This is a genomic window from bacterium (genome assembly GCA_022616075.1).
GTDB lineage: Bacteria > Acidobacteriota > HRBIN11 > JAKEFK01 > JAKEFK01 > JAKEFK01.
In genome coordinates, this window is record JAKEFK010000142.1 from 13,028 (window position 1) to 25,217 (window position 12,190).

Here is a 12,190-nt window from a genome sequence, read left to right on the forward strand (position 1 = left end):
AACAAGTATTGACCCATACTCAAAAGTGTTATCGCCACGAAAATGCTCTGCGAGCATCCTGGCCAAGCAGAGCATTTGCTCGCCCAGAATTGGTTCGTGATTCTCCAGACATTTCGGAAATTTCGAATCTGTTCACACTACAGTGGCAAATGCTCTGCCCCTACATAATTTTTTTGCCGAGCGCTGAAAGAATGAATTCGACGGCCATTTGAGCCGTTTGATTCGCGGTGTCATAGAGCGGATTCACTTCCGAAATTTCCACCGAAAGCATCTTGCCTGAATCCGCGATCTTTTCCATTGCCAGATGTGTTTCGCGATATGTGGCTCCGCCTGTTTCTCGCGTGCCAACACCCGGAGCATAAAATGGATCCAGAAAATCCATGTCCAGAGTTGCGTGAAATCCCGCAGTTCCATTGCTGGCAATTTTGATTGCTTCTTCAATGACCGCTCCCATTCCAAGCTCATCCAGTTGGGTCATTGTGAACACTTGAATTCCCAGGCGCCTGATGATGTCACGCTCACCGGGGTCTACACTACGAGCGCCGATGATCGCAGTGTGTTCTGGATCCAGCTTCGGCGCAAAACCAGCTACGTGCGTGAGCTCACGCGCGCCTTCTCCCAGAAGGGCGGCCAATGGCATTCCATGAATATTTCCTGAGGGACTTGTTTGCGGCGTGTTGATGTCCGTGTGCGCATCGAGCCAGATGATTCCGATTTTTTCATTCTTCTTTTTGTAATAGGAAGCGACACCGGAGGCTGATCCGATGGCAATCGAGTGGTCCCCGCCAAGCACCACAGGGATTGCCCCTTCCCGGAGCGTTTGTTCTACATCTTGAGCGAGCCGTTCACAGACAGCGGTAATCTCAGGCAAGTAATGGGCGCGTGTATTTCCTCGCGACATCGATTCCGGCGGTTGCACGGAGATGTTGCCCGCATCCACGACCTCATATCCGAGCCGGTTCAGCGCCTGGTTCAAACCGGCAATCCGAATGACCGAAGGACCCATATCCACACCCCGACGACCCGCGCCAAGATCCATCGGCACGCCAATGATCTTCGCTTTCCGCTTCATGAATGTACTTTAACGCAAAGACGCAAAGACGCAAAGAGACGAAAAATTATGATTTACTACGTTCAAACTACTTTTCGAACGTCTTTATTTAAGTGAGGTGAATGAATGGGTATTCCAAAGCTTCCAACATTTGGTGGTGTCAAGGTTGATGTTACTGTGACCACGAGCACGGATGGTAAACTTGACGGAACGGCGAAAGCAAGAACAGCTAGGGATCGTGATGTCGAACGCTCTGCATCGCGTCGCGACGAACGAGATGTGGATCCTAAAAAGCTGAAAAAGGAACAGGACGAAAAGAATCTCCAGGGCGCAAAGAAAATCAAGATAGGGGATGACGGACGCCAGGAGATAAGAACGGTTGCTGAGCAGCAGGCAAAAATGATTCGTGCAGCGCTCGACAAGCAGTTAAACCGCTCCGGAAAAGATTAGTATTAAAAAAACTTGGCGTCTTGGCGACCTGGCGGTTTATTTTTTCTCGCGGATTTGGACAAGCGAAGATGCGATGCGATCGTAGACAGGCTGACCGTTTTTGTCTAACCGGCCAAAGGAAAGCGTTCCTGTAGGGCACATCTGCACGCAGGCCGAGCATCGCACACATTCGGGATCCTCCATGGGAAGCCCCTTGTTGGCGAAGTTCATAATATCGATGCCCTGGTGGCATACCGAAGTACAAACGTTGCAAGAGATGCATTTCGGTTTATCTGAAAAGATTCGGAATTTCGAAAAACGCGCGTAGATATGCATTAACGCAGCCAATGGACATGCAAACCTGCACCATACTCGTCCGCTGAACCAGAAATACATACCTACACCGATGATCCCGGCCATAAAAATATCAACGACGTGATAATAATCCAGCTGCACTCCCAGAACTGACCAGTTGCTCAAGAAAGCGGAATAGAATTTTTGGGCCATCGTACCGATTTCGGATTTCGGCCAGCTCCAAGAAAGGATGCGCGCCAATAACAGCAGGAGAGCGGCGCCCAGGGCCACCTGCCCCACCATATTCATGCGGTTCCAGATTGGTCCGTGAGGCATTTTGGTCCGGTGCGCATCTCCCATGGTTTCTGCCAGGGCTCCGCAGGAACAGAGCCAGCTGCAGTAGGCGCCTTTTCCCCAGCGCCAGATGATCAACGGAATGATGACGAACGTTTGCACAAAAGAAATGATGAGCCACCACCAGAGTGGCTGGTTGGTGAAAAGATTCCAGATGAAGAGCGGCCATGCAAGCACCAGACCGAAAGCGCGCCAGTATTCCCGTTTGTGCCCGTATCCAACAGCGGGAAATAGCTGATCCGCCGCCTCTTTTGCAATCCCGGAATCGAACCAGCCGTTATGACCGGCCAGTGGAAGAATGATGAAGGGCAGTAAAAACAAGGGCAGGATCTGAACGGCCATCAGTGTGTACGTTTGAAGTTTCACGTACGGAGTTTTTCTGCGTTTGATCCGCCTCAAGCCGAACAGCGAGACGCACAGGGTATAGGCCAGCGAATAATAGAATCCCGGATCACCCAGGCTAATGGCGAGTGTTCCTAATAATGTAGTAGGATCCTGTGTTTGTGAAGAAATGGTATTCAGAGCGCCGGGAATGTTGAAGGGGAAGAAATTGTTCGCTATGAACCATTTTTTCAGGGCGGTACCGCCTTTCCAGAGATAGACAAAGAAACAGAATGCGAAGAATAGAAAAAATCCGATGTAGGTTGTAGGATTCCACTCGCCGCGAATTCGAATTCCTGAACGCCTGAAAAAATCCAGTGGCGCTTCACGACCGATCATTGAAAAGACAACATCGTTCTTCAGCACAGTTTCCTGTTTTTGTTCATCTGCAAGGATCACCCGGTCCTTTTCAATTTTCTTAACGGCAGTCGCCATGGCAAGATGAATGCTGCCTGCATGCATGTCTTTGAGCATTCCTTTGGTGACGCTTGTGGTGACCCGTTCGGATGTTGGGCGCTCGACTTCAACATCGGCGTTCGGATTCCGGCGAAGTTTTTCTATTTTTTCAACGTTCTCCGGTTTCGGCCTCGCGAATTCCTTTTTGCGGTAGCTGATGGTCACTTCCGCTCCGCAAAGCGCAAGCGCAATGGCCGTCTCCAGCGCAGAATCGCCTCCGCCCACCACAAGCACGTTTTTGCCGGAAAATTCCTTCGGATCGTAAAGCCGGTTATACACTTTATCCAGATCCTCACCCGGCACGTTTAACTTTCTATGATTGCCGCTTCTACCGATTGCGATCACAACCCGCCGCGCACGCGTGGCAGTTTTTCCATCGCCGTGATGAAGCAAAAGTTCATTCGATTTCCGTTCCACCCGTTCGATGCGGACAGAGGTCACTTCAATGCCCGCTTCCATTCGTTGCTGTTCCATTTCCTCCAGCAATGGCTCTTTCACTGTGGCAGTAAATTGCAGACCCGCGGGAACCATTTCGGTCGGATATGTGTAAATGGGTTTCGCTTTTGGAAAATTAGCAACCGTGGAGTAGATTTGCGTTGCTTCAAAAATCTGGTAGCGGAGTCCCGCTTTCTTCGCTTCGATGGCCGCTGAAACTCCAGAAACTCCGGCGCCAATAATTGCAACATCAACCAGATCAGGGTCATTGGAACGGTTCGCTTTGAAATCAGGCTCTTCCAGAAAAGAGCGGATAGCTTTGGCCCCTGTATCCGAGGAAAACTTGAGCAGGGGAATCCCTGTCAGATCGCCGGTGATCCGAATTCCCGGAACATTCGTGGTTCCATCCTCATTCACCTCAGGCAGTTTTTCGACAACACCCGCAGGCCAGCGGGTGTGCAACCAGTCCATGTAACCAAGAATTGGAGAGAATACGGCCTTAAGAAAATTTTTCACACTCATTCATCAACTAAGTTGTATTTGGAGGCAAAAATCTTCATTCAACATTGCTTGAAAGGAAGATCCATCTTAACATGAGCTTTTGGAGACAAATATGCAAACAGCGAAAATCGGATTGATCGGCCTTGCAGTGATGGGTGAGAACCTGGCGTTAAACTTCGAGCGGAATGGTTTTCCCATAGCTGTTTGGAATCGTGAACAGGCGAAAGTCGAAGCTTTTGTGAAGAAAAATGCCGGTAAGAAAGTGATCGGTTGTTCTACGATGCGTCAGCTTACGGATTCGCTGGAAAGACCGCGAAAAATTCTGATGATGGTAAAGGCAGGCGATCCGGTCGATTGGACAATCGGATTGGTGAAACCGGTTCTGGAGCCGGGGGACATTCTCATTGATGGCGGCAACTCGCATTTCAACGATACGCGGAGGCGCGAAAAGGAGCTGGTAGCGGACGGAATTCGATATTTCGGCACAGGCATATCCGGAGGAGAAAGCGGAGCTTTGTGGGGACCTTCGATTATGCCCGGTGGTGAACGAAATGCTTACGAAGAAATGCGGCCCATGTTTGAAGCGATCGCTGCAAAAGTAGAAGATGGTCCGTGTGTAACTTATATTGGTCCGGATGGGGCCGGCCATTTTGTAAAGATGGTGCATAACGGAATTGAATACGGCGACATGCAGTTAATCGCAGAAGCTTATGATCTGATGCGTCGTGTTCTGAAGATGGAAGCGGCTGAAATGGCGGAAGTTTTTGCTGAATGGAATCGTGGAGTGTTGAATTCTTTCCTGATTGAAATCACAGCTGACATCCTGCGTGTTAAAGATGAGGAGACAGGACTTCCACTGGTCGACTTGATTCTGGACAAAGCGGGACAGAAGGGAACCGGTCTCTGGACTTCCCACCTGGCGCTCGATCTGCTCGTTGCGATTCCGACGATTCATGCAGCAATCGAAATGCGTCTTCTCTCCGCGATGAAAGGTCAGCGGGTCCAGGCCGGCAAGCAGCTGACCGGTCCAGCTACTTCCATAGATGTGAATAGGGCAGAATTCATACGCTCTATCCATGATGCTCTGTATGCAAGCAAAATTTGTTCGTATGCGCAGGGGATGGCCCTCATTCAAGCAGGATCGAATGCTTATAACTGGAACATCGATCTTGCTGAAGTCAGCCGGATCTGGAAAGGCGGTTGCATCATACGCGCGCAATTCCTGGACAAGATCAAACAGGCTTACCTGCGAAGAAAGGATCTACCCAATTTGTTGATGGACCCGAATTTTCAGGAGTGGGTCCTGGAAGCGCAAATGCGCTGGCGTGGAACTGTTTCCGTTGCGCAAAACCTCGGAATTCCAATCGCGGCGCTATCCGCAAGTCTTGCGTATTTTGATGCATACCGTACTGCTGATTTGCCTCTGAACTTGACCCAGGCGCAGCGAGATTATTTCGGGTCTCATCTTTATGAGAGAACCGACAAGCCCCAACTTGGACTGATTCATACAGACTGGATCAAGTGATGGAGAATCCGTTACGCGCCGGCATCCGACTGGAACGAACAGCAGGGCCCTGCTCAGTTGTCATTTTCGGGGCATCGGGCGATCTGACCAAAAGAAAACTCATGCCTGCTCTCTATAGTTTGTTGCGCCAGAATCTGTTGCCCGGCAGCTTTTATATTCTGGGAGCGGCGCGCACTGAAATGAATGACGAAGCGTATCGCAAAACGATGCGGGAAGCCATCACAGAATTTGCTGATGAAGGAATTGGAGATGAAACACTCTGGCAAAATTTTGCTTCTCGCCTGTTTTATCTTCCCATTGATCCCGATCAACCGGATTCCACAGAGAAGTTGAAGAAAACTTTGGAGAAGCTAGATGGCCAGTGGGGAACGGAGAAGAACAAACTACTTTATCTTTCGATTCCGCCGAATTCATTTTCTTCATTCATTCGTATGCTGGAGTCTGCTGGACTCAACCGCTCTGACTCAGGCTGGATTAGAATCATTATAGAAAAACCATTCGGACGCGATTTGGAATCAGCACGCGCTCTAAATCGCGAAATCCTGCGAGTGTTTCGTGAAGAGCAAATTTACCGCATCGATCATTATCTGGGCAAAGAAACGGTTCAAAACATCATGGTCCTGCGTTTCGCCAATGGAATTTTTGAGCCGCTCTGGAACCGTCGCTACATCGATCATATTCAGATCACGGCAGCGGAAAGTATTGGAGTAGAAAACAGAGGAACCTATTACGAACAAGCTGGTGCTTTTCGTGACATGATCCAGAATCATATGTTGCAATTGCTTACGCTTGTTGCCATGGAGCCACCGGTTGCCATGGAAGCGGAAGCGGTGCGCGATGAGAAAACAAAAGTGCTCCGCGCGATGCGGCCGATGCGCAAGGAGGATGTTCCGAAGTTTGCATTGAGAGCTCAGTACGCGGAGGGAGCCACTGAAGGAGAAGCGGTCCACGGGTACAGGTCGGAATCCAATGTGAAACCTTCTTCACAAACAGAAACTTTTGCTGCCATTAAACTTTTCATCGACAACTGGCGATGGGCGGAAGTTCCCTTTTATTTGCGTTCGGGCAAACGATTGCCAAGGCGAGTTACCGAAATCGCAATTCAGTACAAACGTGTTCCGCATCTTCTTTTCCAGGAGGAGGGAGAACAGATACAACCGAATTTCTTGATCATGAGAATTCAACCGGATGAAGGGATCTCTTTGAAATTCGGCGCAAAATTTCCCGGGCAACAGATTCGAATTCGCCAGGTGAGTATGGACTTTCAATACGGCACTTCTTTCGGACGAAGATCGCCCGAAGCATATGAACGACTTTTGCTGGATGCAATGCTCGGTGATTCTACACTTTATGCGCGTGGCGATTTTGTGGAGCTCAGCTGGCAGCATGTCATGCCGATTCTGGAAGCATGGAAGGATCCGGCTATTCCACTTGCAACCTATCCGGCCGGCTCCTGGGGACCTCCGGAAGCGGATGAGTTTATGGAACGAGACGGGCGAAGGTGGCGGCGGCCATGAGCTTGAAAATAGCCGAGCTCGAACAACAACTACGCGAGATTTGGAAAGGATTCTCGAAAAACGAACAGCTTGAGCAAGCGATTACGCGCGCGCGTGTAATGAACTTGATCGTATATACGGCCAGCAAAGATGCTGATGCAGAGATCAGTCAGGTGCTTGCAGATGTTTCCTACGAAAGTCCCGGACGGATGATTGTTCTATTTCGCGACGCAGGATTACCGGCTTCGGTGATGAATGGTTGGGTGAATGCTCTTTGCCATAAAGCGTCAGGGGGCCGAAAACAGGTTTGCTGTGAACAGATCATGATTCATGCAGGGGAGCGGGATGCATCCCAGTGGTCCTCTGTTGTATTACCTTTACTGGTGCCCGACTTGCCGGTTTTTCTGTGGTGGCATGACCGGCCTGATTCGGATCTCGATTTGTTGAATGCAGTTTTGGAAGCATGCGATCGGCTGATCATCGACTCAGCATTATTGCAAAATCTCTCCACCATCACAGACTTGATGAAGAACCATGGAGATTGGTTGGCGATTAGTGACTTGAACTGGTCAAGATTGACCCCCTGGCGTTCGGCCATTGCAGGATTCTATGAACATTCGCTTTGCCGGCCCTGTTTCGAAGAATTGACACAGATTGAAGTGGAATGTGGGTCTCCCTTCCAGGAATCGCGCAAAGCCCTACTCCTGGTTGGATGGCTCGCATCGAGTCTAAACTTAAAGTGGGCGGAGAAACCTCACCTACTAAATTCGAGGCAAGAGCGCATCGCTGTGAATCTTCATTGCGGTCGGAGTGATTCAGATCAGTTGCAAAGCGTCCGCCTCATCTCACGGAATTCGGAATTCCTGGTTTCGGCGATGCCGGATGTTTCTTATCTTCAATCGCAAATCACGATACAGAAACAGAACCAGGGAACTCAACTGATAAAACTGCCTGAGCAAGATTTGTCCGCATTTCTGAATAAAGAAGTTACGATTCTTGGCCACGACCGCATTTATGAACGAGCCATTCAGTTTCTCGTTTAAGATTCAGTTATTTAAAGATCTCACCGCGCTAAGCAACGGCGCTGCGGACTACATCAGCGGTTTGTTAGGTTTGGATCCTTTCCACCTTGTGTTATCCGGTGGATCCACTCCAAAGGCGTTATACAAGATCTTGACTGAAAGGGAGCAGGACTGGGGAAATGTGCACTTTTTTTGGGGTGATGAACGATGCGTTCCTCCGGACGGTCCGGATAGTAATTTTCGAATGGCGCGCGAAACATTGCTCGATAAGATTTTTGTGGAACCGGATCATATTCATCGAATGAAAGGGGAAATGGATCCGGCCATTGCAGCCCGTGAGTACGAAAGCGAGTTGCGAAGGATTTTTCGCGGGAATGCGATTCCGTCGTTTGATCTTGTTTTAATGGGAATGGGCGAGGATGGACACACAGCTTCTCTCTTTCCAGGGACTACAGCGCTGAAGGTGCAGGATCGCCTGGTGGTGGACAATTACGTCGAGAAGTTGCAGGCAACGAGATTGACAATGACATTTCCACTGTTCAATCAAGCAAAACGAATTGTTTTTTTGATTTCAGGCGCTAACAAAGCCTTTGCGTTGCAGCAAGTGTTGGAAGGTGAATTTGACCCGCTAAAGTACCCGTCTCAGAGGATCAAGCCAGTTGGCGGTGAGTTGCTTTTTTTCGTGGATGAAGCAGCAGCATCCATGCTAAAAGTGCCAAAGCAATGAGTAATGGATGATGAGTCCTCTTCGGGTGTCTCATTGCTCATTACTCATGACTGAGTACTGAAAAGGCCATGATATGATCAAATTATGCCTGGGAAAATTAAGGTCCTTATTGTCGATGATGAGCCCCTTGCGCGCGATAAAATTCGCGGGATGTTGAAGGGTAAAGAAGACATCGAAATCGTTGGAGAAGCGGGAAACGGAAAAGAGGCGGTCGCTGCGATTCAGAAACAGGACCCGGATCTGTTGTTTCTGGATGTGCAAATGCCGGAGATGGACGGCTTCGGAGTTCTGCAAACCATCGGACCGAACCGCCTTCCCATGGTTGTTTTTGTGACTGCGTACGACCGCTATGCGTTGCAGGCATTTGAAGTCTATGCCCTGGATTATCTGCTCAAGCCGTTTGATCGCGATCGATTCGAGAAGGCGCTTGCGCGCGCGCGAAGTCATCTCGATCAGGAAAAACGAAAGGATTTAACCCAGGGTTTGCAAGCATTAATGGAGGAACTGTCCCGCATTCGTCAGGGAGCTTCTTCCGCGGCTCCTGGACCAAAATATTTGGAGCGTCTTGCAATCAAAGCAAGTGGCCGCATTTTCTTCTTGAAAACACAGGAGATCGATCACATCGAATCAGAAGGGAATTACGTTCGCGTTCACGCGGGCAAAGAATCGCACTTGATTCGCGAAGCGATGAGCGTTTTGGAAACACAATTGAATCCGAAGAAATTTCTTCGCATTCATCGTTGCACCATCGTCAACGTAGACCGCATTCAGGAGCTGCAACCCTGGTTTCATGGCGAATACCGTGTGATCTTGAGAAACGGGGTACAGCTTACACTCAGCCGCAGCTATCGCGAAAAACTCCGGGAATTCCTGGGGAAAAATCTTTAAAACAAAGTAGCGCGGACGTCTGGCGCCTAGCTCTCGCGGGCGGGGACGCCCGCGCTACTTTGCTAATGTTCCTCGATGCGCTCCAGTTTCATCGCCGTTTGAGCTTCCGCAGTTGCAAGATGATAAGAGGACTCATCACTCATTGCTCATTGCTTTGGCACTTCTTTATTATAACACCGCTTTTTTTAACGCTGCTCGCGCGAGAAGACGTGTTGAATCCAGAACAGGCAGCTCTGAATCCTCTTGCGTGATCAGCAAAGGAATTTCTGTGCAGCCAAGAACGACCCCATCGCAGCCGTCCTTTTTCAATTGTTGGATGACTCCAGAAAAATAATTGCGCGAGCTTTCCAGGAATTTGCTTTTTACAAGCTCTTCGAAGATGACGTTGTTGATTTTGATGCGATCCTCCGTCGTGGGGATGATCGATTCGATCCCGAAATTCTTCAAACGGGAAGGATAAACCGTACCCTCCATCAAATATTTCGTGCCCGTGATGCCGAGTTTCCTCAATCCGCCACGATTTGCTTCTCGACCAACTTCTTCAGCAATGTGCAACCAGGGGAGCGGTGTTTCCTTTTGAACAAGCTCAAACGCCTGGTGGAGCGTGTTATCCGGGCAGATCAGAAAATCTGCGCCGATGCTCGCCAGTTTTTTGCCGGAAGAAATCATCAAATCGGCGACACCTTGCCAATCGTCTTTGTAAATAGGTTCCATATAGTCGCCCAGCGAATAGGTATGCATCGATACTTCAGGATGACGATGAGTTCCCAGAATAGCTTCCCCTTCCACGCAAATGGTTCTATAACAAAGCGCGGCCCCTTCTGCCGAACACGCCACGATTCCGATATGCTTCATTTCGTTCCTCCGTTACCCGTAACATAACATGTCCTTCACGGCAGCAGAATCCGCCATTTCGACACAAACCACTTTTCAAATTCGCTGCCTGTATCTAATATTATGGTGGCACCATGGTATCGCGCAGAACGTTTCTTCGGGACCTCGGAAAGGGAATTATTTTTGTAGCAAGCTATCCTGTGCTTCGCGCCGATCCGCTCAACGCCGCAACACTCCAGCCGACCCCTCCCAATACGGAAGGCCCTTTCTATTTGCCGGGAGCGCCTTTTCGAGCGAATTTGAGGGAAGATGAGAATGGAACTCCCTTGAAAGTGAATGGCTCACTGGTGGACACGAGCGATCGTCCGATAACAAACGGACTCATTGAGATCTGGCACGTAGATCAGTCCGGTGAATATGACCTCGATGGATTCAGATACAGGGCCAGTATGAAGACTTCCAAACAGGGTGAATATGCATTTGAAACATTCATGCCGAAAGGTTATGGCGGCAGGCCGCGGCACATTCACTACAAAGTCAGTGCCGGCGGATTCGAAACGCTTGTGACGCAACTTTACTTTGAGAATGATCCTTTCTTTGAAGGAAAAATCGACCAGACATTGCATAAGGATTCGCTCGTTCGATACCGCGAATTGATCCGTCCGGTTGTGCCTTTCCGTGAAGGTCAGGAAGTTGCCGTGATCTTTAAGATTTGCCTGGCGCGATAAAAAAGGCGTCATTTTCCTGGTGACAGGAATTTTGTAAGAGTATTTGCTATTCTTATGAACGTGAAAGACGTATTCCCCGCACCCGTCCAGTGGGCTCATGCAATCATCGGCGAGAAGAACTATCAGAGTTTGGAGACACACTACGAAAAGAAAGCGTTTGTTCGATTCGCATTTATTTCAGCAGCATTGATTTCGCAAATCATAGGGCTGCTGTTGGTTTGCCTGATCGGGATCGTAATCGGATCAGCTCTTCTGAGTTTTTTACGCTAACCTGAATGTAACCGTTACTGTAAAGTAGACCTTCACAGGACGTCCATTCAAAACAGCCGGTTTGTATTTCCACTGTTTCACGGCATTCAAAGCAGCTTGATCCATCACAGGATGCAACGATCGTAAAACTTTCACTTCTTCAACAGTACCGGTTTTTGTAATTACGGCTTCCAGCACGACCACACCTTCGATTTTGGAACGGCGTGCAACTTCCGGGGTAGGGCGGCTCCACTTTCTTGATCAGATGCGGCTGTTGCACTGCTGCCGTGATTCGCATCGGCACTTCATCACCCACACCGGGTGTCCCACCAATGACTCCGCCAGGAACACCACCTAATACGCCTCCGGGTACGCCTCCCTCAACACCTCCTACGACACCCCCTTCGACGCCACCGGGAACTCCGCCTTCATCGACTCCTGTGTCCGTAGCAGATTCATCTACCGCAGCTGTATCAGGTGTCAAATCCTCTTCGGGGATTTCTTCGGGGACGGTCGGTTGCACTTCTTTCGGCACTTCCACCTTCTCCACGGGTTTTGGTTTCGGTTCTTCCGGCGCAGCTTTCTGTTTTGCAGCAGCCGGTGGTGGAGGTGGAGGAGGTGGTGGCGCGGAATACAGCGTTACAGGAATGGGTGGCGCCTGAACGGCTTCCACCATCCAGTAAGACATACCTACAATAATTCCGATTACTAAAGCATGGAGAAATAATGAAAACGGAAACATCCACCACTTTCTCTTTTTTCCGCCTTTGGATTCAATTAAACTTTTCTCCCACATGTTCAACTCCCAAGATTTTTTAGT

13 protein-coding genes are annotated in these 12,190 nt (G+C 49.5%); 8 read left to right on the plus strand and 5 right to left on the minus strand.

Annotated features, from left to right (window positions below):
- Positions 1–160 precede the first annotated feature (160 nt).
- The gene (gene rocF, locus L0156_11575; protein ID MCI0603638.1) at positions 161–1,072 is read right to left on the minus strand and encodes an arginase; all 912 of its coding nucleotides are present in this window, start codon (positions 1,070–1,072) and stop codon (positions 161–163) included.
- Positions 1,073–1,177: 105 nt separating this feature from the next.
- Between rocF and L0156_11580 the strand changes: the two genes are divergently transcribed.
- Complete coding sequence (locus tag L0156_11580) at positions 1,178–1,501, plus strand: hypothetical protein (GenBank protein MCI0603639.1); 324 nt, start codon at positions 1,178–1,180, stop codon at positions 1,499–1,501.
- A gap of 36 nt (positions 1,502–1,537) precedes the next feature.
- Here L0156_11580 and L0156_11585 read toward each other — a convergent pair whose 3' ends face one another.
- On the minus strand, positions 1,538–3,922 hold the full coding sequence (locus L0156_11585; protein ID MCI0603640.1) for an NAD(P)-binding domain-containing protein: 2,385 nt from the start codon (positions 3,920–3,922) through the stop codon (positions 1,538–1,540).
- Between the two features lie 91 nt (positions 3,923–4,013).
- Between L0156_11585 and gndA the strand changes: the two genes are divergently transcribed.
- From gndA to L0156_11610, 5 genes are all read left to right on the plus strand, one after another.
- Positions 4,014–5,426: an NADP-dependent phosphogluconate dehydrogenase gene (gene gndA / locus L0156_11590; GenBank protein ID MCI0603641.1), complete on the plus strand. Its 1,413-nt coding sequence runs from the start codon at positions 4,014–4,016 to the stop codon at positions 5,424–5,426.
- On the plus strand, positions 5,426–6,943 hold the full coding sequence (zwf, locus tag L0156_11595; GenBank protein MCI0603642.1) for a glucose-6-phosphate dehydrogenase: 1,518 nt from the start codon (positions 5,426–5,428) through the stop codon (positions 6,941–6,943). The genes gndA and zwf overlap by 1 nt, the downstream gene beginning before the upstream one ends.
- Positions 6,940–7,965 carry a glucose-6-phosphate dehydrogenase assembly protein OpcA gene (locus L0156_11600; protein MCI0603643.1) on the plus strand — a complete coding sequence of 342 codons (1,026 nt, stop codon included), beginning with the start codon at positions 6,940–6,942 and terminating at the stop codon, positions 7,963–7,965. Before zwf ends, L0156_11600 begins: the two co-directional genes overlap by 4 nt.
- On the plus strand, positions 7,937–8,671 hold the full coding sequence (gene pgl, locus L0156_11605; protein ID MCI0603644.1) for a 6-phosphogluconolactonase: 735 nt from the start codon (positions 7,937–7,939) through the stop codon (positions 8,669–8,671). Before L0156_11600 ends, pgl begins: the two co-directional genes overlap by 29 nt.
- Positions 8,672–8,755: 84 nt before the next feature.
- A complete protein-coding gene (locus tag L0156_11610; protein MCI0603645.1) occupies positions 8,756–9,559 on the plus strand; it encodes a LytTR family DNA-binding domain-containing protein in 804 nt (267 codons plus the stop codon).
- 168 nt (positions 9,560–9,727) lie between these two features.
- On the opposite strand, the gene L0156_11615 is transcribed toward L0156_11610, so the two are convergent.
- The gene (locus tag L0156_11615) at positions 9,728–10,414 is read right to left on the minus strand and encodes an amino acid racemase (protein MCI0603646.1); all 687 of its coding nucleotides are present in this window, start codon (positions 10,412–10,414) and stop codon (positions 9,728–9,730) included.
- A 113-nt stretch (positions 10,415–10,527) separates the two neighbouring features.
- Here L0156_11615 and L0156_11620 point away from each other — a divergent pair, with 113 nt between their 5' ends.
- Together L0156_11620 and L0156_11625 are read left to right on the plus strand one after the other, a co-directional pair.
- Positions 10,528–11,121: an intradiol ring-cleavage dioxygenase gene (locus L0156_11620; GenBank protein ID MCI0603647.1), complete on the plus strand. Its 594-nt coding sequence runs from the start codon at positions 10,528–10,530 to the stop codon at positions 11,119–11,121.
- A gap of 54 nt (positions 11,122–11,175) precedes the next feature.
- The gene (locus L0156_11625; GenBank protein MCI0603648.1) at positions 11,176–11,391 is read left to right on the plus strand and encodes a hypothetical protein; all 216 of its coding nucleotides are present in this window, start codon (positions 11,176–11,178) and stop codon (positions 11,389–11,391) included.
- Here L0156_11625 and L0156_11630 read toward each other — a convergent pair.
- Together L0156_11630 and L0156_11635 are read right to left on the minus strand one after the other, a co-directional pair.
- On the minus strand, positions 11,383–11,568 hold the full coding sequence (locus L0156_11630; GenBank protein MCI0603649.1) for an energy transducer TonB: 186 nt from the start codon (positions 11,566–11,568) through the stop codon (positions 11,383–11,385). The genes L0156_11625 and L0156_11630 overlap by 9 nt on opposite strands.
- Positions 11,531–12,166, minus strand: coding sequence for a hypothetical protein (locus tag L0156_11635; protein ID MCI0603650.1), 636 nt, complete (start codon positions 12,164–12,166; stop codon positions 11,531–11,533). The genes L0156_11630 and L0156_11635 overlap by 38 nt, the downstream gene beginning before the upstream one ends.
- Positions 12,167–12,190 lie beyond the last annotated feature (24 nt).

Coding starts and splice junctions, on each gene's coding strand:
- rocF (MCI0603638.1), bottom strand. CDS start 1,072: ATGAAGCGGAAAGCGAAGATCATTGGCGTGCCGATGGATCTTGGCGCG.
- L0156_11580 (MCI0603639.1), top strand. CDS start 1,178: ATGGGTATTCCAAAGCTTCCAACATTTGGTGGTGTCAAGGTTGATGTT.
- L0156_11585 (MCI0603640.1), bottom strand. CDS start 3,922: ATGAGTGTGAAAAATTTTCTTAAGGCCGTATTCTCTCCAATTCTTGGT.
- gndA (MCI0603641.1), top strand. CDS start 4,014: ATGCAAACAGCGAAAATCGGATTGATCGGCCTTGCAGTGATGGGTGAG.
- zwf (MCI0603642.1), top strand. CDS start 5,426: ATGGAGAATCCGTTACGCGCCGGCATCCGACTGGAACGAACAGCAGGG.
- L0156_11600 (MCI0603643.1), top strand. CDS start 6,940: ATGAGCTTGAAAATAGCCGAGCTCGAACAACAACTACGCGAGATTTGG.
- pgl (MCI0603644.1), top strand. CDS start 7,937: ATGAACGAGCCATTCAGTTTCTCGTTTAAGATTCAGTTATTTAAAGAT.
- L0156_11610 (MCI0603645.1), top strand. CDS start 8,756: ATGCCTGGGAAAATTAAGGTCCTTATTGTCGATGATGAGCCCCTTGCG.
- L0156_11615 (MCI0603646.1), bottom strand. CDS start 10,414: ATGAAGCATATCGGAATCGTGGCGTGTTCGGCAGAAGGGGCCGCGCTT.
- L0156_11620 (MCI0603647.1), top strand. CDS start 10,528: ATGGTATCGCGCAGAACGTTTCTTCGGGACCTCGGAAAGGGAATTATT.
- L0156_11625 (MCI0603648.1), top strand. CDS start 11,176: ATGAACGTGAAAGACGTATTCCCCGCACCCGTCCAGTGGGCTCATGCA.
- L0156_11635 (MCI0603650.1), bottom strand. CDS start 12,166: ATGTGGGAGAAAAGTTTAATTGAATCCAAAGGCGGAAAAAAGAGAAAG.